Annotated in this window: 20 protein-coding genes; all 20 read left to right on the forward strand. The window is 43.5% G+C overall.

Translation table 11 applies throughout. The features are described 5' to 3' along the window. Positions 1–123: 123 nt before the first annotated feature. The 20 genes from yfmF to mutL all read left to right on the forward strand — a co-directional run bounded on the left by yfmF (position 124) and on the right by mutL (position 23,308). Positions 124–1,404 (forward strand): EF-P 5-aminopentanol modification-associated protein YfmF, encoded by a 1,281-nt coding sequence (gene yfmF, locus WA279_RS06685; protein ID WP_336154742.1) that lies wholly within the window; start codon positions 124–126, stop codon positions 1,402–1,404. Further along, complete coding sequence (yfmH, locus tag WA279_RS06690) at positions 1,401–2,687, forward strand: EF-P 5-aminopentanol modification-associated protein YfmH (RefSeq protein ID WP_003244823.1); 1,287 nt, start codon at positions 1,401–1,403, stop codon at positions 2,685–2,687. Before yfmF ends, yfmH begins: the two co-directional genes overlap by 4 nt. A 54-nt stretch (positions 2,688–2,741) precedes the next feature. Continuing rightward, the gene (ymfI, locus tag WA279_RS06695; protein WP_336154743.1) at positions 2,742–3,470 is read left to right on the forward strand and encodes an elongation factor P 5-aminopentanone reductase; all 729 of its coding nucleotides are present in this window, start codon (positions 2,742–2,744) and stop codon (positions 3,468–3,470) included. An 80-nt stretch (positions 3,471–3,550) separates the two neighbouring features. Continuing rightward, on the forward strand, positions 3,551–3,808 hold the full coding sequence (locus tag WA279_RS06700; protein ID WP_003245199.1) for a DUF3243 domain-containing protein: 258 nt from the start codon (positions 3,551–3,553) through the stop codon (positions 3,806–3,808). 129 nt (positions 3,809–3,937) lie between these two features. Next, a complete protein-coding gene (locus WA279_RS06705; RefSeq protein ID WP_003220998.1) occupies positions 3,938–4,729 on the forward strand; it encodes a DUF3388 domain-containing protein in 792 nt (263 codons plus the stop codon). Between the two features lie 18 nt (positions 4,730–4,747). Beyond that, a complete protein-coding gene (rodZ, locus tag WA279_RS06710; protein WP_021479276.1) occupies positions 4,748–5,662 on the forward strand; it encodes a cell shape determination protein RodZ in 915 nt (304 codons plus the stop codon). A gap of 49 nt (positions 5,663–5,711) precedes the next feature. Continuing rightward, positions 5,712–6,293, forward strand: coding sequence for a CDP-diacylglycerol--glycerol-3-phosphate 3-phosphatidyltransferase (gene pgsA, locus WA279_RS06715; protein WP_003244753.1), 582 nt, complete (start codon positions 5,712–5,714; stop codon positions 6,291–6,293). 17 nt (positions 6,294–6,310) lie between these two features. Continuing rightward, positions 6,311–7,561, forward strand: a complete 1,251-nt coding sequence (locus WA279_RS06720) for a competence/damage-inducible protein A (protein WP_122894525.1) — start codon at positions 6,311–6,313, stop codon at positions 7,559–7,561. A 172-nt stretch (positions 7,562–7,733) separates the two neighbouring features. Then, on the forward strand, positions 7,734–8,780 hold the full coding sequence (gene recA, locus WA279_RS06725) for a recombinase RecA (RefSeq protein ID WP_003245789.1): 1,047 nt from the start codon (positions 7,734–7,736) through the stop codon (positions 8,778–8,780). A 167-nt stretch (positions 8,781–8,947) separates the two neighbouring features. Beyond that, on the forward strand, positions 8,948–10,123 hold the full coding sequence (locus tag WA279_RS06730; protein WP_336154744.1) for a serine hydrolase domain-containing protein: 1,176 nt from the start codon (positions 8,948–8,950) through the stop codon (positions 10,121–10,123). Between the two features lie 275 nt (positions 10,124–10,398). Then, positions 10,399–11,961, forward strand: a complete 1,563-nt coding sequence (gene rny / locus WA279_RS06735; RefSeq protein WP_003221010.1) for a ribonuclease Y — start codon at positions 10,399–10,401, stop codon at positions 11,959–11,961. Positions 11,962–12,029: 68 nt separating this feature from the next. After that, entirely contained in the window at positions 12,030–12,824 is a 795-nt protein-coding gene (gene ymdB, locus WA279_RS06740; protein WP_003245138.1) for a 2',3'-cyclic-nucleotide 2'-phosphodiesterase, read from the forward strand. A gap of 199 nt (positions 12,825–13,023) precedes the next feature. After that, entirely contained in the window at positions 13,024–13,284 is a 261-nt protein-coding gene (gene spoVS, locus WA279_RS06745; protein WP_003154135.1) for a stage V sporulation protein SpoVS, read from the forward strand. Positions 13,285–13,548: 264 nt separating this feature from the next. Beyond that, positions 13,549–14,592 (forward strand): L-threonine 3-dehydrogenase, encoded by a 1,044-nt coding sequence (gene tdh / locus WA279_RS06750; RefSeq protein WP_032725714.1) that lies wholly within the window; start codon positions 13,549–13,551, stop codon positions 14,590–14,592. Positions 14,593–14,604: 12 nt separating this feature from the next. Continuing rightward, on the forward strand, positions 14,605–15,783 hold the full coding sequence (locus WA279_RS06755) for a glycine C-acetyltransferase (RefSeq protein WP_014664025.1): 1,179 nt from the start codon (positions 14,605–14,607) through the stop codon (positions 15,781–15,783). Positions 15,784–15,930: 147 nt separating this feature from the next. Further along, the gene (gene miaB, locus WA279_RS06760) at positions 15,931–17,460 is read left to right on the forward strand and encodes a tRNA (N6-isopentenyl adenosine(37)-C2)-methylthiotransferase MiaB (protein WP_251187130.1); all 1,530 of its coding nucleotides are present in this window, start codon (positions 15,931–15,933) and stop codon (positions 17,458–17,460) included. Position 17,461: 1 nt separating this feature from the next. Then, complete coding sequence (ricA, locus tag WA279_RS06765) at positions 17,462–17,893, forward strand: regulatory iron-sulfur-containing complex subunit RicA (protein WP_003231834.1); 432 nt, start codon at positions 17,462–17,464, stop codon at positions 17,891–17,893. Between the two features lie 261 nt (positions 17,894–18,154). Then, the gene (cotE, locus tag WA279_RS06770) at positions 18,155–18,700 is read left to right on the forward strand and encodes an outer spore coat protein CotE (protein WP_003231833.1); all 546 of its coding nucleotides are present in this window, start codon (positions 18,155–18,157) and stop codon (positions 18,698–18,700) included. 132 nt (positions 18,701–18,832) lie between these two features. Further along, on the forward strand, positions 18,833–21,409 hold the full coding sequence (gene mutS, locus WA279_RS06775) for a DNA mismatch repair protein MutS (RefSeq protein ID WP_003244841.1): 2,577 nt from the start codon (positions 18,833–18,835) through the stop codon (positions 21,407–21,409). Between the two features lie 15 nt (positions 21,410–21,424). Continuing rightward, the gene (gene mutL, locus WA279_RS06780; protein WP_251187131.1) at positions 21,425–23,308 is read left to right on the forward strand and encodes a DNA mismatch repair endonuclease MutL; all 1,884 of its coding nucleotides are present in this window, start codon (positions 21,425–21,427) and stop codon (positions 23,306–23,308) included. Positions 23,309–23,570: the final 262 nt, after the last annotated feature.

The raw sequence follows: 23,570 nt of genomic DNA on the forward strand, positions 1-23,570 counted from the left end.
GCGGAGGTTATTGTTTCCTTATAAATCCTACAGTTGCTATAATTACATGAAAGAGTGTTTCTGCGTATGCTTAAAATTGGTCATAATACATACTAATGAAGAAATGAACGAAGGAGGTTCCATATGTCATATGTTAATGAACTCAAATCAAAGCACGGCGGTTTAACCGCACACATTGTAGAAACAGAAAAATTCAAAACCGTCTCGCTTATTTTTAAGATGCTTGCGCCGCTGACAAAGGATCAAGTCACCAAAAGAGCGCTGCTCCCGCATGTGCTTCTTCGCGGAACGAAAAGCCATCCGAAAACCGCAGAATTGCGTTCATACCTGGATGAGCTGTACGGCACGTCAGTATCGGCTGATCTTACGAAAAAAGGAGAGCGGCACGTCATTACGTTCAGGCTTGAAATTCCGAATGAAAAATATTTAAAAGACCAAACGCCGCTACTTGAGAAAGGGCTCCAGCTTCTCGCAGAAATCGTCTTTTCACCTGCTTTAGAGGGAGATGCTTTTCAGTCCCAATATGTGGCTCAAGAAAAACGGACGCTTAAGCAAAGAATCCAAGCCGTCTATGATGATAAAATGCGCTATTCGAATTTAAGGCTGATACAGGAAATGTGCAAAAATGAGCCTTACGCGCTTCATGTCAATGGTGAAATCGACGATGTCGATGCCATTACGGCAGAGCAATTATACGAAACATACCAAAACGCTATCCAAAAAGACCAGCTTGATTTATATGTAGTTGGCGATGTGGACAGTAACCAGGTACATTTGGCAATTGATAAGTATTTCAAAACAGAAGAGCGAACTCTTGGCACGATTGAAAACAATCACGCTGATGAAAAAGTTCAGCCAAAAGAAGTAATTGATGAAGAGGATGTCAAGCAAGGAAAACTGAATATCGGCTACCGCACCAGCATCACTTATACAGATCAGGATTATCCTGCTTTACAAGTATTTAACGGATTGTTCGGCGGATTCTCTCATTCTAAACTTTTCATTAATGTTCGGGAAAAAGCCAGTCTTGCTTACTACGCGGCTTCGCGTATAGAAAGTTTTAAAGGCTTGTTAATGGTGATGTCAGGCATTGAAGTGAAAAATTATGAACAGGCGGTTTCGATTATTGCTGAGCAATTCCAGGCAATGAAAAACGGCGATTTCAGTGAGCAGGACATCGCACAGACAAAAGCCGTCATTCGAAACCAAGTGCTGGAAACGATTGATACTGCATACGGTTTAACTGAATTTTTATATCAGCAGGCCGCTGCTCAAGTCGAGATTCCTATCGAAGACTTTCTTGCCAATATTGAGAAAGTCTCAAAAGAGGATATCATTAAAGCCGGCGAAAAGATTCAGCTTGATACGACTTATTTCTTAAAAGGGACGGAGGGTGCATCTTGATCAAACCAATCGAATATGAACAGCTTCAGGAGACGCTGTATCATGAAAAAATGTCCAACGGCCTTGATGTTTACGTTTTGCCGAAAAAAGGCTTCAACAAGACATATGCGGTCTTTACAACAAAGTACGGCTCGATAGATAACCGGTTTGTCCCTTTAGGTAAAAACGAGATGGTTCACGTGCCGGACGGGATTGCTCACTTTCTTGAGCACAAGCTGTTTGAAAAAGCGGACGGAGACGTTTTTCAAGATTTCAGCAAACAGGGGGCTTCTGCCAATGCGTTTACGTCATTTACAAGAACGGCTTACCTTTTCTCAAGCACATCAAATGTTGAACGCAATTTAGAGACGCTTATCGATTTCGTACAGGACCCATATTTTACTGAAAAAACGGTTGAAAAGGAAAAAGGGATTATCGGGCAGGAGATTAATATGTACGACGATAACCCTGATTGGAGACTTTACTTCGGGGTCATTGAAAACATGTACAAAGAGCATCCTGTCAGAATTGACATAGCGGGAACAGTGGAAAGCATTTCACACATTACAAAAGACCTTCTTTATGAATGCTATGAAACGTTTTATCACCCGAGTAACATGCTCCTTTTCATTGTCGGACCTGTAGATCCTGAAGCGATTATTTCTCAGGTAAGAGAAAACCAGGGGAAAAAGCCGTATACTGATCAGCCGGAGATCAAACGGGAAGAAGTGAAAGAGCAAGAAGCGGTTTTCCGAAAAGAAAAAGAGATCAAAATGAACGTGCAGGGACCGAAATGCCTTGTTGGGCTGAAATCCAAAAATCCGTTTAAATTAGGCAAAGAGCTCTTAAAGCATGAACTTTCAATGAACTTATTGCTTGAAGCTCTTTTTGGCAAAAGCTCTGCCCAGTATGAATCACTTTATGAAAAAGGATATATTGACGAAACGTTTAGCTTTGATTTTACTGCTGAATATGGGTTCGGTTTTGCGGCGATCGGCGGAGATACGCCTGAGCCTGATCAGTTAGCTGAAGACATTTCAAGCATGCTTTTGCGCGCCGGTGAACTGATTACTGCTGAAAAGATTGAACTTGCCAGAAAGAAAAAGATCGGCACATTCTTAAAAGCGCTGAATTCCCCTGAATACATCGCCAATCAATTTACCCGTTATGCGTTCTTGGATATGAGCCTGTTTGACGTTGTAACGGTACTCGAGCAGATTACCCTCGAGGATGTCCAGAACGTAATACAAGAGGAAATTGCTGCAGACAGACTGACTGTCTGCAAGGTTGTTCCTAAATCATAAACAAAACATCCCTCCAGTGTGAGGGGTGTTTTTCTGCGGAAAGAAGGAAAGAGGATGAACAAAACAGCACTAATCACCGGAGCAAGCGGCGGCATTGGCAAAAGCATCAGCGAAACCCTTGCGGCTAAGGGATACAATCTGCTGCTGCATTACAATACAAATCAATACGCGGCAGCGGAGCTTGCTGAAAAACTAAGTCAGATGTTTGGCGTAAATGCGGAGATATTAAAAGCTGATCTGTCCGCGCAAGATGGAGCAGATAAGCTGACAAGTTCAATTGGTCAGCCGATTGATGCGATTGTTTTAAACAGTGGAAGAAGCCATTTTGGGCTGATTACGGATGTAGATAACGCAACAGTCCAGGAAATGGTTCAGCTTCATGTGGCGAGTCCGTATATGCTGACGAGAAACCTTCTGCCAGGCATGATTCGGAATAAATCGGGAGCGATTGTGGCTGTCAGCTCGATTTGGGGAGAGACTGGAGCATCCTGTGAAGTACTGTACAGCATGGCAAAAGGAGCTCAGCATTCATTTGTAAAAGGATTGGCTAAGGAGCTGGCGCCAAGCGGAATCAGGGTAAACGCAGTAGCGCCAGGTGCAGTTGATACAAATATGATGAATCAATTCACCGCGGCTGAAAAAGAAGAGATCGCTGATGAGATTCCGATCGGCCGGCTGGCCCGGCCGCAAGAAATTGCGGATGCAACAGCTTTTCTCCTGTCTGAAAAAGCTTCATATATCACCGGCCAAATTCTGTCGGTGAATGGCGGCTGGCACTGCTGACACGAAAATATTCGGTGTATAGTTTCTTTTGTGAAGGACACAATAATCTTGTAACTTCACATGAAATGGAGGAAACAAGCATGTCAGTATTAGAAAACTGGGATAGCTGGAAAAACTTCCTTGGCGACCGTCTGAACTATGCGCAAGATAAAGGTATGAGCCAGGATACGATTACAGATCTTGCGACAGAAATCGGCAGCTACTTGGCTAATGAAGTGGAATCTAAGAACGAGCAGGAAAAAGTGCTGGCAGATCTTTGGAGTGTAGCATCAAAAGATGAACAGCACGCCATTGCCAATATGATGGTTAAGCTTGTTGAAAATAACAGCACTCACTAGGAAGAGAGGGGATTTTTCCTCTCTTTTTTATGTTTTCCTCATCACAGCAACATTCTTCTTTCTAATTAGAGAAAAATGCTTTATGATAAAGGAAGGTAAAATTTTGCCACAATGAAGGGGGTATATCATTTGGCAAAGCTCGAATGGTATTTTGAATATGAAATTCAAGTGAACCGCCCCGGACTGCTCGGGGATATTTCATCTCTTCTTGGGATGCTTTCTATCAACATCGTAACGATAAACGGCGTCGATCTTTCCAGAAGGGGAATGCTCCTCAGGTGCCGCCATATAGATCAAATTAAACGATTAGAATCAATCTTAAAAACGATGGAAACAATTAAAGTAACGAAGCTTAGAGAACCGAGGCTTCGCGACCGACTTGCCGTACGCCACGGCCGTTATATTCAACGGGATGCCGATGACAAGAAAACGTTCCGCTTTGAACGGGACGAGCTTGGCTTATTAGTCGATTTTATGGCCGAATTGTTCAAAAAAGAAGGCCATAAATTAATCGGAATCAGAGGTATGCCGCGTGTCGGGAAAACGGAATCGATTGTAGCCTCTAGTGTGTGTGCAAGCAAAAGGTGGCTGTTTGTGTCATCAACCTTGCTGAAGCAGACGATAAGAAGCCAGCTGATTGCCGATGAATACAGCACTGAAAATGTCTTTATCGTTGACGGAATTGTGTCAACACGAAGAGGATCGGAACGCCATCTCCAGCTGGTCCGAGAAATCATGCGGCTGCCTGCAACAAAAGTGGTGGAGCATCCGGACATATTCGTTCAAAATACAGAGTATACACTAGATGACTTTGATTATATTATTGAACTGAGAAATGACCCTGATGAGGTTATTACATATGAACATGCCGAGGAACCCCAAATGTTTGATCAATCCGGGTTTTCAAGCTTTGATTTTTAAAATTGGAAGGTGTTTGTTGTGACTGAACTAGGAATCCGGCTCAAAGAAGCCAGAGAGGAAAAAGCAATGTCATTGGATGATCTCCAAGCGGCAACAAAGATTCAAAAAAGGTATTTAACCGCCTTGGAGGAAGGAAACTATGACATTATTCCGGGGAAGTTTTATGTTCGGGCATTCATCAAGCAATATGCAGAAGCCGTTGGGCTTGATGCGGATCAGCTGTTTGAGGAGCATAAAAAAGATATCCCTAATACGTATCATGACGATGTGTCTGAAAAGATCTCCGGCATGAATCTTCAAAAGGAAATGCCAAAGCCAGCATCTAAGGCGCTGGAGCTGCTGCCAACGATACTTGTTATTCTCGGCGTGATTGTCGTGATTGCCATTGTGTACGCGATCATTCAGTTTGCCAATCACAAAAACAGTGATGATCACAATGCGGCATCAGAAAAAGCAATTACGCAAAGTGAGAGCAAGTACGAAATCCCTAAAGATTCAACGCTGAAAGAGAATCAAAATAACAGCTCTGAAAAAGAGACAGACACTAAAAAAGAAACGAAAGAAAACGAAGATAAGAAAAAAGAAAATGACAGTGATAAGCTGGAGATTAAAGCTGCTGGCACTGAAGGATCGTTAACGACTTATGAAGTGTCCGGCGCTGATAAAATCGAGCTGGAACTGAAGGCATCAGACAGCTCCTGGATTCGAGTGCGCGATGAAAACAGCAGCTCTTTAAAAGAAGGAACGCTGAAAAAAGACGAAACCTATAAAAAAGACATAACTGACCAGAAACAAGTTGATATCCGCACTGGATATGCACCTAATCTGAAAATAAAAATCAACGGTAAGGTTCTTTCATATGAACTTGATCCGAAAAAAGTGATGGCACAAACCATAAAGATTGTAAATAAAAAGGAAGAAAAGTCATCTTAATTACCAGATGACTTTTCTTCACGTCCGAGTATGAAATTGGAGGGGCTTTATGTTTAACTTACCAAATAAAATCACACTAGCTAGAATCGCATTAATCCCAATCTTCATGATTATCATGCTGGCGCCGTTTGACTGGGGCAGGCTCGAAGTTGGAGACGAATCGATCCCGGTCGCACATTTGGCGGGGGCCATTCTATTTATTATTGCATCTACAACAGACTGGGTGGACGGGTATTATGCCCGAAAATTGAATCTCGTAACAAACTTCGGGAAATTTCTTGATCCGCTTGCGGACAAACTGCTGGTATCCGCAGCGTTAATTATCCTTGTTCAATTTGATCTCGCTCCAGCTTGGATGGTCATTGTGATTATCAGCAGGGAGTTTGCCGTGACAGGTTTAAGGCTTGTCTTAGCCGGAACAGGAGAAGTCGTAGCTGCTAACATGCTTGGTAAAATCAAAACCTGGGCACAGATTATTGCGGTATCCGCATTGCTTCTTCATAATCTTCCATTTGAACTTGTGTCATTCCCGTTTGCAGACTTGGCGCTGTGGGTAGCCGTCTTCTTTACTGTCGTCTCAGGCTGGGAATATTTCTCTAAAAACTGGGAAGCGTTAAAAACATCTAACTAAGAAAGAAGGACTTCGTCATGGAATTTCCAAAAAAAGCAGAAATAATTGCAGTCGGTTCAGAGCTGCTGCTTGGCCAAATCGCCAATACAAATGCTCAATTTATCAGCAAACAGCTCGCTGAAATCGGGGTCAACGTATTTTATCATACAGCGGTCGGAGATAACCCGGAGCGGCTGAAGCAGGTCATCCGCATTGCTGAAGAACGCTCTGACTTCATTATTTTTTCAGGAGGGCTTGGACCCACAAAAGATGATCTGACGAAAGAAACGATTGCAAATACGCTGGGACGTCCGCTTGTGTTAAATGATGAGGCATTCCAATCCATTGAGGACTATTTCAAACGAACAAAACGCACGATGTCACCTAATAACCGAAAACAGGCGCTTGTGATCGAAGGCTCTGACGTGCTGGCGAATCACTTTGGAATGGCCCCGGGAATGCTCACAGAGCATGAATCGCGCTATTATATGCTTCTTCCTGGACCGCCGAGCGAATTGCGTCCAATGTTTGAAAACGAGGCAAAGCCTCTTCTGCTGAAAAAGATGGGTTCAAATGAAAAAATTGTGTCAACCGTTCTTCGCTTTTTCGGTATCGGTGAATCTCAGCTTGAAGCCGATTTGGAAGATATTATTGATGCGCAAACCAATCCGACAATTGCGCCTTTGGCGGCTGATGGAGAGGTGACGCTGCGTCTGACAGCCAAACACGCCGATGAAAAGGAAACAGAGCGTCTGTTAAAAGAAACAGAGGCCGTTATCTTAGAGCGTGTCGGTGAATTTTTCTATGGTTACGATGATACTTCTCTTGTAAAAGAGCTATCTATAGCGTGCAAGGAAAAAGGCATTACAATTTCTGCGGCAGAAAGCTTTACCGGAGGGCTGTTTTCTGAATGGCTGACGGATCATAGCGGTGCCTCAAAATTATTTGCCGGGGGCGTTGTTTGCTATACAAACGACGTGAAGCAGAATGTGCTTGGTGTCAAGAAGGACACATTAGATCGTTTTGGGGCGGTCAGCAAGGAGTGCGCATCCGAACTGGCTAAGGGTGTTCAAAAACTCACTGGCAGCGATATCGGCATTAGCTTTACTGGTGTAGCAGGACCTGACGCTCAAGAAGGGCATGAGCCTGGGCATGTGTTTATCGGCATTTCCGCAAATGGTAAAGAAGAGGTTCACGAGTTTCACTTTGCTGGCTCCAGAACGGGAATCAGAAAACGCGGCGCTAAATACGGCTGCCATTTAATCTTAAAGCTTTTAGAGCAAAAATAATATTTTCAGCACATTATCCTCCTAAGAAAACATGATTTCTCTGATACATTATGATATTTTGATAGGAATCACGCCAAGAAAAAATCCGAATATGCGTTCGCTTTTTTCTTGGCAAATCCCTTCAAACAGGGTATAGTATATGTAGTGGTAACATAAAGGAGGAAAAAATAGAATGAGTGATCGTCAGGCAGCCTTAGATATGGCTCTTAAACAAATAGAAAAACAGTTCGGCAAAGGTTCCATTATGAAACTGGGAGAAAAGACAGATACCAGAATTTCTACTGTCCCAAGCGGCTCCCTCGCCCTTGATACAGCACTGGGAATTGGCGGATATCCGCGCGGACGGATTATTGAAGTATACGGTCCTGAAAGCTCAGGTAAAACAACTGTGGCGCTTCATGCGATTGCTGAAGTTCAGCAGCAGGGCGGACAAGCCGCGTTTATCGATGCGGAGCATGCGTTAGATCCGGTATACGCGCAAAAGCTCGGTGTTAACATTGAAGAGCTTTTACTGTCTCAGCCTGACACAGGCGAGCAGGCGCTTGAAATTGCGGAAGCATTGGTTCGAAGCGGGGCAGTTGACATTGTCGTTGTCGACTCTGTAGCCGCTCTCGTTCCGAAAGCGGAAATTGAAGGCGACATGGGAGATTCTCATGTCGGTTTACAAGCACGCTTAATGTCTCAAGCGCTTCGTAAGCTTTCAGGGGCCATTAACAAATCGAAGACAATCGCGATTTTCATTAACCAAATTCGTGAAAAAGTCGGCGTTATGTTCGGGAACCCGGAAACAACTCCTGGCGGCCGTGCGTTGAAATTCTACTCTTCCGTGCGTCTTGAAGTGCGCCGTGCTGAACAGCTGAAACAAGGCAACGACGTAATGGGGAACAAAACGAAAATCAAAGTCGTGAAAAACAAGGTGGCTCCGCCGTTCCGTACAGCCGAGGTTGACATTATGTACGGAGAAGGCATTTCAAAAGAAGGCGAAATCATTGATCTAGGAACTGAACTTGATATCGTGCAAAAAAGCGGTTCATGGTACTCTTATGAAGAAGAGCGTCTTGGTCAAGGCCGTGAAAATGCAAAACAATTCCTGAAAGAAAATAAAGATATCATGCTGATGATCCAGGAGCAAATTCGCGAACATTACGGCTTGGATAATAACGGAGTAGTGCAGCAGCAAGCTGAAGAGACACAAGAAGAACTCGAATTTGAAGAATAAAAATAAAATAAGTTTCAAATGATACAAAAGGCTGAGTGAAAAACTCAGCTTTTTTGTATTTTGCAAAAAAATGATAAAAATATTGCTTTTTTTGACAACTTTTTTAGGGCTTTATTCGTCTAACAAAACGTGTGCAAAATGGAATTTATTTTGGGAGGAAAAAATGAATGACAAGCCCAACCCGCAGAAGAACTGCGAAACGCAGACGGAGAAAACTAAATAAAAGAGGAAAACTGTTGCTTGGTCTTTTAGCAGTGATGGTTTGCATTACGATTTGGAATGCTCTTCATCGAAATAGTGAAGAAAACAAGCCATCTCAAGAAACTGCAGCGGTTTCAAATACCGATCAGAAAAAAGAGGTCAAAAAGAAAACTGCCAAAAAATCAGAGGAACAAATCAAAACAGTGGATCGAAATCAAAAAATCAGCAATTATTTAGAAGAGATCGGTTTCAGCGGAACAGCCATGATTGTCAGAAATGGAGAAATCGTAACAAATAAAGGTTTTGGCTATGCTGACCGTAAACACTACATTCAAAATAATCCATTGACATCTTTTTATGTCGGTTCATCACAAAAAGCGCTGATTGCAACTGCTATTTTGCAGCTAGAGGAAAAGGGGAAACTTCAGACAAGTGATCCGGTAAGTACGTATTTACCTCATTTTCCTAACGGACAAACCATTACTTTGAAGAATCTGCTTACACATACATCGGGGATAAACGGACATATTGAAGGAAACGGCGCCATTACTCCGGACGATTTAATAAAAGACATAGAACTTCAGGGAATTAAACGTCAGCCGGGCGTATGGGACTACAAGGATTCCAACTATTCTGTTCTCGCTTATATTATTGCTGAAGTAAGCGGTGAGCCCTATGAACAGTACATAAAGAATCATATTTTTAAACCTGCGGGAATGACGCATGCAGGCTTTTACAAAACATATGAAAAAGAACCTTATCCTGCTGTCGGGTATAAGATGGAGGGCAGCAAAACAGTTACACCGTATATACCTGATCTATCCCAGCTGTATGGAGCGGGTGATATTTATATGAGCGCTATAGATATGTACAAATTTGACCAAGCGCTGATAGACGGAAAACTGTATTCGCAAAAAAGCTATGAAAAGATGTTTACGCCAGGGAGCAGCTCCACATACGGCATGGGATTTTATGTTGCTCCCGGAAGCTATTCAAACCATGGTGTTATGCCGGGCTTCAATATCTTGAACAGCTTTAGCAAATCTGGGCAAACCATTGTTATTTTGTTCTCAAACATTCAAAATAATGCTAAATTGGGCCAAGTGAACAATAAAATATACCAGCTTCTGAATCAAGAATGATTGGCGATCTTCTTTTGGATGAATTGCATTCGGCACGTGAAAAGAAGACTGGCCTGCAAACGTTAAGATGGCAAGCTTGACAAGTATTTCCGACACATTTACAATGAAGTTGTAACATTTGTTTTTTTAACATGATTGTTAAACCATTTAAACTTGACAAGGGCGATGAACACACTCATTCCCTGTGAAGGTTCTGTATGTTGAGAAAACTAGACAATGTACATGCCGACACTTTTTAAGCAACAACCAAGTTCATAGCAAGAGGAGGTGAAAGTATGACCCCAATTATGATGGTTCTCATCTCCATTTTGCTGATTCTACTCGGTTTAGTTGTTGGCTACTTTGTTCGTAAAACCATTGCCGAAGCGAAAATTGCGGGCGCACGCGGTGCAGCCGAGCAAATTCTTGAAGATGCGAAGCGTGATGCTGAAGCACTGAAAAAAGAAGCTCTGCTTGAAGCAAAGGATGAAATCCACAAACTTCGAATAGATGCTGAACAGGAAGTTCGTGAAAGACGAAATGAGCTTCAAAAACAAGAAAACCGTTTACTCCAAAAGGAGGAAAACCTTGATCGCAAACATGAGGGAATTGATAAACGGGAAGCGATGTTGGAGAAGAAAGATCATTCTCTGAATGAACGACAACAACATATTGAAGAGATGGAAAGCAAAGTGGATGAGATGATTCGTATGCAGCAGTCAGAGTTGGAACGAATTTCGAGTCTGACTCGTGATGAAGCAAAACAAATCATTCTTGAGCGGGTTGAAAACGAGCTTTCACATGACATCGCCATCATGACAAAAGAAACTGAAAACCGTGCGAAAGAAGAGGCGGATAAGAAAGCGAAAAACATTCTTTCACTCGCCTTACAGCGCTGCGCAGCGGACCACGTTGCCGAAACAACGGTATCAGTTGTCAATCTTCCAAATGATGAGATGAAAGGACGTATCATCGGACGGGAAGGGCGTAACATTCGTACGCTTGAAACGCTGACAGGAATTGACCTGATTATTGATGATACGCCTGAAGCTGTCATTCTTTCCGGATTTGATCCGATCAGACGTGAGACAGCCAGAATTGCTCTTGATAAACTCGTTCAGGATGGCCGTATTCATCCGGCACGGATTGAAGAAATGGTTGAAAAATCTCGCCGCGAGGTCGATGACTATATTCGTGAGATGGGTGAGCAAACGACATTTGAGGTTGGTGTTCACGGCCTCCACCCAGATCTCATCAAGATCCTCGGCCGCTTAAAGTTCCGTACAAGCTACGGTCAAAATGTGCTTAAGCATTCCATGGAAGTCGCATTCTTGGCCGGTCTAATGGCATCGGAGCTTGGTGAAGACGCAAAGCTTGCTAAACGTGCGGGTCTTCTTCACGACATCGGGAAAGCAATTGACCATGAAGTAGAAGGAAGCCACGTTGAAATCGGGGTAGAGCTTGCGACCAAATATAAAGAGCACCCAGTCGTGATTAACAGTATTGCATCACACCACGGGGATGAGGAGCCGACTTCCATTATCGCTGTGCTGGTAGCTGCAGCAGATGCGCTTTCCGCTGCAAGACCTGGCGCAAGAAGTGAGACGCTCGAGAATTATATTCGAAGACTTGAAAAACTCGAAGAAATTTCTGAGTCCTACGAAGGTGTTGAAAAATCATTTGCCATTCAGGCTGGACGCGAAGTGCGTATTATGGTGAAGCCGGATTCAATTAATGATCTTGAGGCTCATCGACTGGCGCGAGATATCCGCAAGCGAATTGAGGACGAGCTCGATTATCCAGGTCATATTAAGGTGACAGTAATCAGAGAGACTCGAGCCGTAGAGTATGCAAAATAAAGTGATGCGCTAAGCATCACTTTATTTTTTTGACGGCAAGGAATTTTCAAGAAGAAAGGATTTACAAAATGAGAATTTTATTTATCGGAGATGTTGTCGGTTCACCGGGCCGTGACATGGTCAAAGAATATGTACCAAAGCTAAAAACAAAATATAAGCCTCACTTTACCATTATTAATGGTGAAAACGCCGCACATGGAAAAGGCCTGACGGAAAAAATTTATCACAGCTTAATCCAGTCCGGCGCAGATGCAATCACAATGGGGAACCACACATGGGACAAAAAAGAAATATTTGATTTTATAGATGACGTTCCGAACTTGGTTCGCCCGGCAAACTTTCCTGAAGGAACACCGGGGAAAGGGATCACATATGTGAAAGCAAACGGCAAAGAACTAGCAGTCATTAATTTGCAGGGACGTACGTTTTTGCCGCCGCTTGATGACCCGTTTTTAAAAGCGGACGAATTAATCGCAGAAGCTGCGAAAAGAACACCGTACATTTTTATCGACTTTCATGCCGAAGCGACAAGTGAAAAGCTCGCACTTGGCTGGTACACGGATGGGAGGGCGTCGGCTGTAGTAGGAACTCATACACACGTGCAAACAGCGGATAACCGCATTTTGCCGAAGGGAACGGCATATATTACTGATGTGGGAATGACTGGCCCGTATGACGGTATACTGGGGATGGACAGAGAGACGATTATTAAGCGATTCAAAACGAACCTTCCAGTCCGGTTTACTGTCGCTGAAGGAAAAACAACGCTCAGCGGAGTTGTCATTGACATTGACGATCAAACGAAAAAAGCCGTGAAAATTGAGCGTATTTTAATCAACGATGATCACATGTTCTTTGAATAATTGAACATATGGTTATTTTATAAAAATATTAAAAAGAAAAGCAGGAATATAGCAACTCCTTAGTGAATATAGTAAAAATGGAAGGTAGCCCGCTATTTTTGAAAAGCATTGTGGGGATGGCTTTTTGGATAGCAACATCTAATAATGATTGTTCTAATGAACACTCACTTATCCATTGTAAAACTAAGGGGGAGCAGAAATGGAAATCTTAAAAGTTTCAGCAAAATCGAGTCCAAATTCAGTGGCAGGTGCGCTTGCAGGCGTGTTGAGAGAGCGAGGAGCCGCCGAGATTCAAGCGATCGGAGCGGGTGCATTAAACCAGGCTGTAAAAGCTGTGGCGATTGCCAGGGGATTTGTGGCGCCTAGCGGCGTTGATTTGATTTGTATTCCGGCTTTTACAGATATTCAAATCGATGGGGAAGAAAGAACAGCGATTAAATTAATCGTGGAGCCTCGCTAAAAACAAATAAAGCATTCTCAACCTGTTTGCGTAATGCAAACAGGTTGTTTTTCATTTATTGTGATATTTTCTCCCGATAGTATTTTTAGCACATAAATGAGCGAATATACAAAATCAGAAATGAGCTAAAACGTTTCAAAAAAAATTCCGCCCTTTTTTCAAGACAGATACTTTTGTCCTTCTGGAGAAGACAGTGCTGTTTACGCTTATTCCATATCATGGTACAATCCGAATATAACAAGAATTTTTCAAGGAGGATTGTACATGCAGAGTGGAAAGATGAAAGCTCTAATGAAAAAGGACGGGGCGTTCGGTGCTGTGCTGACTGAAGTTCCCATTCCTGAGATTGATAAACATGAAGTTCTCATAAAAGTGAAAGCCGCTTCCATATGCGGCACGGATGTCCACATTTATAATTGGGATCAATGGGCACGTCAGAGAATCAAAACACCCTATGTTTTCGGCCATGAGTTCAGCGGCATCGTAGAGGACGTGGGAGAGAATGTCAGCAGTGTAAAAGTGGGAGAGTATGTGTCTGCGGAAACACACATTGTCTGTGGTGAATGTGTCCCTTGCCTAACAGGAAAATCTCATGTGTGTACCAATACTGCTATAATCGGAGTGGACACGGCAGGCTGTTTTGCGGAGTATGTAAAAGTTCCAGCTGATAACATTTGGAGAAATCCCGCTGATATGGACCCGTCTATTGCTTCCATTCAAGAGCCTTTAGGAAATGCAGTTCATACCGTACTCGAGAGCCAGCCTGCAGGAGGAACGACTGCAGTCATTGGATGCGGGCCGATTGGTCTTATGGCTGTTGCGGTTGCAAAAGCAGCAGGAGCTTCTCAGGTGATAGCGATTGATAAGAATGAATACAGGCTGAGGCTTGCAAAACAAATGGGAGCGACTTGTACTGTTTCTATTGAAAAAGAAGACCCGCTCAAAATTGTAAGCGCTTTAACGAGTGGGGAAGGAGCAGATCTTGTTTGTGAGATGTCGGGCCATCCCTCAGCGATTGCCCAAGGTCTTGCGATGGCTGCGAATGGCGGAAGATTTCATATTCTCAGTTTGCCGGAACATCCGGTGACAATTGATTTGACGAATAAAGTGGTATTTAAAGGGCTTACCATCCAAGGAATCACAGGAAGAAAAATGTTTTCAACATGGCGCCAGGTGTCTCAGTTGATCAGTTCAAACGTGATCGATCTTGAACCTGTTATTACCCATAAGTTTCCGTTAGAGGAGTTTGAAAAAGGTTTCGAACTGATGAGAAGCGGGCAGTGCGGAAAAGTAATTTTAATTCCATAAAGGGGGATAAACATGACGAAGGAATTTGAGTTTTTAAAAGCAGAGCTTGATAGTATGAAAGAAAACCATACATGGCAAGACATAAAACAGCTTGAATCTATGCAGGGCCCATCTGTCACAGTGAATCACCAAAAAGTCATTCAGCTATCTTCTAATAATTACCTCGGATTCACTTCACATCCTAGACTCATCAACGCCGCACAGGAGGCCGTTCAGCAGTATGGAGCCGGCACCGGATCAGTGAGAACGATTGCCGGTACATTTACAATGCATCAAGAGCTTGAGAAAAAGCTGGCAGCCTTTAAAAAAACGGAGGCGGCACTTGTATTCCAATCAGGCTTCACAACAAACCAAGGCGTACTTTCAAGTATTCTATCAAAAGAGGATATTGTCATCTCAGATGAATTGAACCATGCCTCTATTATTGACGGAATTCGACTGACAAAGGCGGATAAAAAGGTGTATCAGCACGTCAATATGAGTGATTTAGAGCGGGTGCTGAGAAAGTCAATGAATTATCGGATGCGTCTGATTGTGACAGACGGCGTATTTTCCATGGATGGCAACATAGCTCCTCTGCCTGATATTGTAGAGCTCGCTGAGAAATATGACGCATTTGTGATGGTGGATGACGCCCATGCATCCGGAGTACTTGGCGAAAACGGCAGGGGAACGGTGAATCACTTCGGTCTTGACGGCAGAGTTCATATTCAGGTCGGAACATTAAGCAAGGCAATCGGAGTGCTCGGCGGCTACGCTGCAGGTTCAAAGGTGCTGATCGATTATTTGCGCCATAAAGGCCGTCCATTTTTATTCAGCACATCTCATCCGCCGGCTGTCACTGCAGCTTGTATGGAAGCAATTGATGTCTTGCTTGAAGAGCCGGAGCATATGGAGCGCTTGTGGGAGAATACTGCCTATTTTAAAGCAATGCTTGTGAAAATGGGCCTGACTCTCACAAAGAGTGAAACGCCGATTCTTCCTATTTTAATAGGTGATGAAGGTGTGGCAAAGCAATTTTCAGATCAGCTCCTTTCTCACGGTGTTTTTGCCCAAAGTATCGTTTTCCCGACTGTAGCAAAGGGAAAAGCCAGAATTCGCACGATTATAACAGCAGAGCACACCAAAGATGAACTGGATCAGGCGCTTGATGTCATCGAAAAGACGGCAAAGGAGCTCCAGCTATTGTAACAAGAGGAAGAGTTTACTCTTCCTCTTTTGATTCCTTATTGATTATTATTCTCAATGAGTGTACAATGATAGGTTGCCAGTTGTGCAGAGCTTCAATAACCTTTATACTGAAGGGTGGAAGTTTGGTTTGAAAGGAGAAAATATGACATGAATGAAAAACAAAAATTAGAGAGCGGACAAGTTAATCCATCGGACAAAAAATCCGAGAAGGATTACAGCAAGTACTTTGAAGCTGTTTACATTCCGCCTTCTTTAAAAGACGCGAAAAAACGAGGCAAGGAAGCCGTTACTTATCATAATGACTTTAAAATTTCTGAACAATTTAAAGGATTGGGAGACGGAAGAAAGTTCTATATCCGTACGTACGGCTGCCAAATGAATGAACACGATACAGAGGTTATGGCAGGGATCTTTATGGCGCTCGGTTACGAAGCGACAAACTCTGTTGACGATGCCAATGTCATTTTGTTAAATACATGTGCAATCCGTGAAAATGCTGAAAACAAGGTGTTTGGTGAGCTCGGACACTTAAAAGCACTGAAAAAAAACAATCCCGATCTAATTTTAGGCGTGTGCGGATGTATGTCCCAAGAGGAATCAGTCGTGAACCGTATTTTGAAAAAACATCCGTTTGTCGATATGATTTTCGGAACGCATAACATTCATCGCCTGCCGGAGCTTTTGTCAGAAGCATACCTTTCAAAAGAAATGGTTGTAGAAGTTTGGTCTAAGGAAGGGGACGTTATTGAAAACCTTCCGAAAGTCCGAAATGGAAAAATTAAGGGCTGGGTCAATATCATGTACGGCTGTGACAAATTCTGTACGTATTGCATTGTGCCTTACACACGCGGGAAAGAAAGAAGCCGCCGCCCTGAGGATATCATTCAGGAAGTGAGAAGGCTTGCAAGTGAAGGCTATAAGGAAATTACTCTGTTAGGCCAAAACGTAAACGCGTATGGAAAAGACTTTGAAGATATGACGTACGGACTTGGTGATTTGATGGATGAACTGAGAAAAATCGATATCCCGAGAATCCGTTTTACAACGAGTCATCCGCGCGACTTTGACGACCGCCTCATTGAAGTGCTGGCAAAAGGCGGAAATCTGCTTGATCACATTCATCTTCCGGTTCAATCAGGAAGCTCAGAAGTTCTGAAGCTGATGGCCCGCAAATATGACAGAGAGCGTTACATGGATCTGGTACGAAAAATTAAAGAAGCAATGCCAAACGCCTCTTTGACAACGGACATTATCGTCGGATTTCCAAATGAAACGGACGAACAGTTTGAAGAAACGCTTTCTCTATACCGTGAAGTGGAGTTTGACAGCGCCTATACGTTCATTTACTCTCCGCGTGAAGGCACTCCGGCTGCTAAGATGAAAGATAATGTACCGATGCGTGTGAAAAAAGAACGCCTGCAGCGTCTAAACGCACTGGTGAATGAAATTTCTGCTAAAAAAATGAAGGAATACGAAGGCAAGGTTGTCGAAGTATTAGTTGAAGGTGAAAGCAAAAATAACCCTGATATTCTTGCCGGCTATACTGAAAAAAGCAAGCTAGTCAATTTCAAAGGGCCGAAGGAAGCCATCGGCAAAATCGTCCGCGTGAAAATCCAGCAAGCGAAAACATGGTCGCTTGACGGAGAAATGGTAGGAGAAGCAATCGAGGTGAAATAAGATGACGCTCTACTCAAAAAAAGACATTGTGCAGCAGGCACGAAACCTTGCAAAAATGATTTCTGAAACAGAAGAGGTTGATTTTTTCAAACGGGCTGAAGCGCAAATCAATGAGAATGACAAAGTGTCCACAATCGTTAATCAGATTAAAGCCCTGCAAAAGCAGGCTGTCAATCTGAAGCATTATGAAAAGCATGAAGCGCTCAAACAAGTAGAAGCAAAAATTGACGCGCTGCAAGAAGAGCTTGAAGAGATTCCTGTTATCCAGGAATTCAGAGACTCGCAGATGGAAGTAAATGACCTACTGCAGCTCGTTGCACACACCATTTCCAACCAAGTCACAAATGAAATCATCACATCAACCGGAGGCGACCTGCTGAAAGGGGAAACCGGTTCAAAGGTGAAGCATTCAAATAACAGCTGTTCTCTCTAAACACGGTGCCTTTACAGGCCCGTGTTTTTTTATCATTTGTGCGGTTATAAATGAACTAAAAAATCTATGTACCAAATGTTCAATTGGTTTTTCTGTGCGCAGCCGCGTGTAAACTTTATCGCACTTATAAGTAAAGTTTCTAGGCACACCTGCATACAATGGAACAGAAACTTTGTATTTTTATATTTTATTTATAAAAATGCACACTAGACAAATGCCCAGCATAAGATAACACGAAGAAGAACAAGGAGGCATGCCGGAATGTCTGAATACAGGGAAATTATTACGAAGGCAGTAGTAGCGAAAGGCCGAAAATTCACCCAATGCACCAACACCATCTCGCCTGAGAAAAAACCGAGCAGCATTTTGGGTGGTTGGATTATTAACCACAAGTATGACGCTGAAAAAATTGGAAAAACGGTAGAAATTGAAGGGTATTATGATATAAACGTATGGTACTCTTACGCGGACAACACAAAGACAGAGGTTGTCACAGAACGGGTAAAATACGTAGATGTCATTAAACTCAGATACAGAGACAATAATTACTTAGATGATGAGCATGAAGTAATTGCCAAAGTGCTTCAGCAGCCAAACTGCCTTGAAGTGACCATTTCGCCGAATGGAAATAAAATCGTTGTGCAGGCAGAAAGAGAATTTTTGGCGGAAGTGGTAGGGGAAACAAAGGTAGTTGTTGAGGTCAATCCTGACTGGGAAGAGGATGACGAGGAAGATTGGGAAGATGAGCTTGATGAAGAGCTTGAAGACATCAACCCGGAGTTTTTAGTGGGAGATCCTGAAGAATAAAAAAGGGACTAGGGGAGACAGTACCCCCAAGTCTCTTTTTTATATTGATATATCATTCTTTTATCACTTTTTGTTTATGTTATAATGAAGGTTGGAAAATAGAAACGTTGATACATAGTGAGGGATTAAACAATGGCCGGTTATACGCCTATGATACAGCAATATTTAAAAATAAAGGCAGAGCACCAGGATGCCTTTTTATTTTTTCGCCTGGGTGATTTTTATGAAATGTTTTTTGAGGACGCCAAAAAAGCGTCACAAGAGCTGGAAATTACGTTAACGAGCAGAGATGGCGGTGCGGCTGAAAAAATACCGATGTGCGGTGTGCCGTATCATTCTGCTTCCGCGTATATCGAACAGCTTATTAAAAAAGGGTACAAAGTTGCAATCTGTGAACAGACGGAAGATCCGAAAGCCGCAAAGGGCGTTGTGAAAAGAGAAGTGGTTCAGCTTATTACGCCTGGAACTGTTATGGACGGCAAAGGCATCCATGAATCGGAAAATAACTTTATCGCATCTGTTTCAGCTTGCTCGAACGGATACGGACTTGCGCTGTCTGATTTAACAACGGGAGAAAATTTGGCTGTTTTGATTGAACGGCTTGAAGACGTCATATCAGAAATTTATTCAGTCGGCGCACGGGAAATCGTGGTTTCAGGAAGCTTGGATGCCGATACAGTGGCACAGCTGAGAGAGCGGTGCGGTGCAACGATTTCAATTGAAGACGGAGAAACAGACGAACACGTAACGATCATTGAGCACTTAAATAATGAAGATATAACAAAAACATTTCTGCGCTTATATACGTATTTGAAAAGAACCCAAAAGCGCAGCCTTGATCATCTTCAGCCCGTGCAGGTGTATGAGCTTGAGGAAGCGATGAAAATTGACTTGTACTCAAAGCGTAATCTGGAGCTGACCGAAACGATTCGTTCGAAAAATAAAAAAGGCTCCCTTTTGTGGCTGCTGGATGAAACAAAAACGGCAATGGGAGGCCGGCTACTTAAACAGTGGATTGACCGGCCGCTTATCAGAGTCAATCAAATCGAAGAGCGCCAAGAAATGGTGGAAACATTAATGTCCCATTTCTTTGAACGGGAAGATCTGCGTGAACGTTTAAAAGAAGTATATGACTTAGAACGCCTTGCCGGCCGCGTTGCATTCGGAAATGTCAATGCCCGGGATTTGATTCAGCTGAAGGAATCGTTAAAGCAAGTTCCTGGCATCAAACAGCTGGTTGCTTCACTGGCTCATGACAAGGCCAAGGAACGTGCAAAGCGCATTGACCCTTGCGGGGATGTACTTGAACTGCTGGAAGAAGCGCTGTACGAAAACCCTCCTTTATCGGTAAAAGAAGGGAACCTGATTAAAGATGGTTATAATCAAAAGCTTGATGAATATCGTGATGCAAGCAGAAACGGAAAAGACTGGATTGCCCGCCTGGAACAGCAGGAGCGGGAATACACAGGCATTCGCTCTTTAAAGGTCGGCTTTAATAAAGTTTTCGGTTATTACATTGAAGTGACTAAAGCAAACTTGCACTTGCTTGAGGAAGGGCGTTATGAGCGGAAGCAGACGTTAACCAATGCAGAGCGCTACATTACACCTGAATTAAAAGAAAAAGAAGCGCTCATTTTAGAGGCGGAAAATAACATCTGTGAGCTGGAGTACGAGCTGTTTACCGAGCTGCGCGAGAAAGTGAAGCAGTATATTCCGCGGCTGCAGCAGCTTGCAAAACAGATGAGTGAGCTGGACGCACTGCAATGCTTTGCGACAATCAGTGAAAATCGTCACTACACGAAACCGGAGTTCTCTAAAGATGAAGTCGAAGTGATTGAAGGCAGACACCCGGTTGTTGAAAAAGTCATGGACAGCCAGGAATATGTCCCGAACAACTGTATGATGGGCGATAACAGACAAATGCTTCTCATTACAGGTCCAAACATGTCAGGGAAAAGCACGTATATGAGACAAATCGCGCTCATTTCCATTATGGCGCAAATCGGCTGCTTTGTACCCGCGAAAAAAGCGGTGCTTCCGATTTTTGATCAAATTTTTACGCGAATCGGCGCTGCAGATGATTTGATTTCCGGACAAAGTACATTTATGGTAGAAATGCTTGAAGCGAAAAATGCGATTGTCAATGCGACGAAAAACAGCCTCATTCTGTTTGATGAAATCGGGCGGGGAACGTCCACTTATGACGGCATGGCGCTGGCACAGGCGATTATTGAATATGTTCACGATCATATCGGCGCCAAGACGCTGTTCAGCACACACTATCACGAGCTGACCGTTCTTGAGGACAAGCTGCCCCAGCTGAAAAACGTTCATGTTCGCGCTGAAGAATATAACGGAACGGTTGTCTTTCTTCATCAAATTAAAGAAGGTGCCGCTGATAAAAGCTATGGTATCCATGTAGCTCAGCTTGCCGAACTGCCGGGAGATCTGATTGCGCGCGCTCAAGATATTTTAAAAGAGCTTGAGCATTCAGGAAACAAACCGGAAGTGCCGGTGCAGAAACCTCAGGTGAAAGAAGAGCCGGCACAGCTGTCCTTTTTTGACGAAGCGGAAAAGCCGGCTGAAACACCAAAGCTTTCAAAAAAAGAAAAGCAAGTGATCGATGCTTTCAAATCACTTAATATACTGGATATGACACCGCTTGAAGCGATGAATGAAATGTACAAGCTGCAAAAGAAATTACATTAAAACGGGGTGATGAATGTGGCAAAAGTCATCCAACTGTCAGATGAGCTTTCAAATAAAATAGCGGCGGGCGAGGTTGTGGAACGGCCCGCCTCAGTCGTCAAAGAATTGGTGGAAAATGCGATCGACGCTGACAGCACAGTCATTGAAATCGATATTGAGGAAGCAGGCCTTGCATCCATTCGGGTCTTGGATAACGGCGAAGGAATGGAGAATGAAGATTGCAAGCGAGCTTTCCGCCGCCACGCAACGAGTAAAATAAAAGATGAAAATGATTTATTCAGGGTGAGAACGCTCGGTTTCAGGGGAGAAGCCCTGCCGAGTATCGCGTCAGTCTCTCATCTGGAGATTACAACAAGCACTGGTGAAGGAGCTGGGACGAAGCTCGTCCTCCAAGGAGGAAACATCATTTCCGAATCGCGTTCCTCAAGCAGGAAGGGAACTGAAATTGTCGTTTCCAACCTGTTTTTTAACACACCGGCCCGTTTGAAATATATGAAAACCGTTCATACAGAGCTTGGAAACATTACAGATGTGGTTAACCGTATTGCTCTGGCGCATCCAGAGGTATCGATCCGCCTGCGCCATCATGGGAAAAACCTGCTTCAAACGAACGGAAACGGAGATGTGCGCCATGTACTGGCAGCGATTTACGGCACGGCTGTCGCCAAAAAAATGCTCCCGCTGCATGTGAGCTCCTTGGATTTTGAAGTAAAGGGATATATCGCCCTCCCCGAGATTACACGGGCGTCGAGAAACTATATGTCGTCTGTGGTCAATGGCCGTTACATTAAAAATTTCCCGCTCGTCAAAGCGGTTCATGAAGGCTATCATACGCTTCTGCCGATCGGACGCCATCCGATTACTTTTATAGAAATTACGATGGACCCGATTTTAGTCGATGTCAACGTGCATCCATCGAAGCTTGAGGTCCGGCTCAGCAAGGAAACAGAGCTTCATGACTTAATACGTGACGGAATTAAAGATGTGTTTAAACAGCAGCAGCTGATTCCGAGTGCCCAGCTCCCGAAAAAATCGGCACCTGTAATCAAAAATGAGCAGCAGTTCATAACCTTTGATGAAAAGCCTGCGGAAAAAAAAGTTCCGGAAAAATCGACTGCGTCATCTTATTCACCAATGAAGCTCAGTTCAGTCGTAAAAGAGCCGCTTGATGCGGAGGAAGAATTGCCTCCTCTCCAATTTGATGCTCCTCCTATCGTTGATCAGGAACAAACCCTTGAGGTGTCCGATGTTTCAGAAGAACTGCCTGAAACATTTGAGCAGGAATGCCATGAGGAACAGCAGCAGCCAGCGTCTGAGCGGGTTCCGATTATGTACCCGATCGGCCAGATGCACGGGACTTATATATTGGCACAAAACGAAAACGGCCTATATATTATCGACCAGCACGCCGCCCAAGAACGTATTAAATATGAGTACTTCCGTGAAAAGGTGGGGGAGGTTGAGCCTGAGGTGCAGGAGATGATTGTACCGCTGACGTTCCACTACTCCACAAATGAGGCTTTGATTATTGAACAGCACAAACAAGAGCTCGAAAGCGTCGGTGTCTTTTTAGAGTCATTCGGCTCTAACAGTTACATTGTCCGCTGTCACCCGGCCTGGTTTCCAAAGGGAGAAGAAGCAGAGCTCATAGAAGAAATCATTCAGCAGGTGCTCGACTCCAAAAATATAGATATTAAAAAACTCCGCGAGGAAGCGGCGATTATGATGAGCTGCAAAGGCTCCATCAAAGCAAATCGCCACCTCAGAAATGACGAAATCAAAGCGCTTCTGGACGACCTCCGAAGCACATCAGACCCATTTACATGCCCGCACGGCCGCCCGATCATCATTCACCACTCGACATATGAGATGGAAAAGATGTTCAAACGCGTGATGTAGCGGGGGTGGTAGGCATTGATCCATTCTCTGAATGGATCAATGCTTTTTTTCTACTCCTTCGAGTGTCAGATTATAAGGAACGGTTGTAAACGAGTGGGCAGTGTTAACGCATTATACTTCATGGATATATCCCTCTGTATAACAAAAATTCCATTTACAGGTAATTGAAATTAATGTATATTTTGGGTGAGGGGGTGGAAACATATGGCATGTGGACCAAAGATAATTGTCTTTTTGGATGAACTTGATGATCCGAATGTAA

Origin of the sequence: Bacillus sp. 204(2023) (assembly GCF_037027505.1) — a bacterium.
GTDB classification, from domain to species: Bacteria; Bacillota; Bacilli; order Bacillales; family Bacillaceae; genus Bacillus; species Bacillus subtilis.

What these genes read in the sequence shown, in the direction of transcription:
- ymdB (WP_003245138.1), top strand. Translation starts at nt 12,030, where the DNA reads ATGAGAATTTTATTTATCGGAGATGTTGTCGGTTCACCGGGCCGTGAC.
- miaB (WP_251187130.1), top strand. Translation starts at nt 15,931, where the DNA reads ATGAATGAAAAACAAAAATTAGAGAGCGGACAAGTTAATCCATCGGAC.
- pgsA (WP_003244753.1), top strand. Translation starts at nt 5,712, where the DNA reads ATGTTTAACTTACCAAATAAAATCACACTAGCTAGAATCGCATTAATC.
- tdh (WP_032725714.1), top strand. Translation starts at nt 13,549, where the DNA reads ATGCAGAGTGGAAAGATGAAAGCTCTAATGAAAAAGGACGGGGCGTTC.
- yfmF (WP_336154742.1), top strand. Translation starts at nt 124, where the DNA reads ATGTCATATGTTAATGAACTCAAATCAAAGCACGGCGGTTTAACCGCA.
- ymfI (WP_336154743.1), top strand. Translation starts at nt 2,742, where the DNA reads ATGAACAAAACAGCACTAATCACCGGAGCAAGCGGCGGCATTGGCAAA.
- cotE (WP_003231833.1), top strand. Translation starts at nt 18,155, where the DNA reads ATGTCTGAATACAGGGAAATTATTACGAAGGCAGTAGTAGCGAAAGGC.
- WA279_RS06700 (WP_003245199.1), top strand. Translation starts at nt 3,551, where the DNA reads ATGTCAGTATTAGAAAACTGGGATAGCTGGAAAAACTTCCTTGGCGAC.
- recA (WP_003245789.1), top strand. Translation starts at nt 7,734, where the DNA reads ATGAGTGATCGTCAGGCAGCCTTAGATATGGCTCTTAAACAAATAGAA.
- mutS (WP_003244841.1), top strand. Translation starts at nt 18,833, where the DNA reads ATGGCCGGTTATACGCCTATGATACAGCAATATTTAAAAATAAAGGCA.
- ricA (WP_003231834.1), top strand. Translation starts at nt 17,462, where the DNA reads ATGACGCTCTACTCAAAAAAAGACATTGTGCAGCAGGCACGAAACCTT.
- WA279_RS06730 (WP_336154744.1), top strand. Translation starts at nt 8,948, where the DNA reads ATGACAAGCCCAACCCGCAGAAGAACTGCGAAACGCAGACGGAGAAAA.
- spoVS (WP_003154135.1), top strand. Translation starts at nt 13,024, where the DNA reads ATGGAAATCTTAAAAGTTTCAGCAAAATCGAGTCCAAATTCAGTGGCA.
- WA279_RS06720 (WP_122894525.1), top strand. Translation starts at nt 6,311, where the DNA reads ATGGAATTTCCAAAAAAAGCAGAAATAATTGCAGTCGGTTCAGAGCTG.
- rny (WP_003221010.1), top strand. Translation starts at nt 10,399, where the DNA reads ATGACCCCAATTATGATGGTTCTCATCTCCATTTTGCTGATTCTACTC.
- WA279_RS06755 (WP_014664025.1), top strand. Translation starts at nt 14,605, where the DNA reads ATGACGAAGGAATTTGAGTTTTTAAAAGCAGAGCTTGATAGTATGAAA.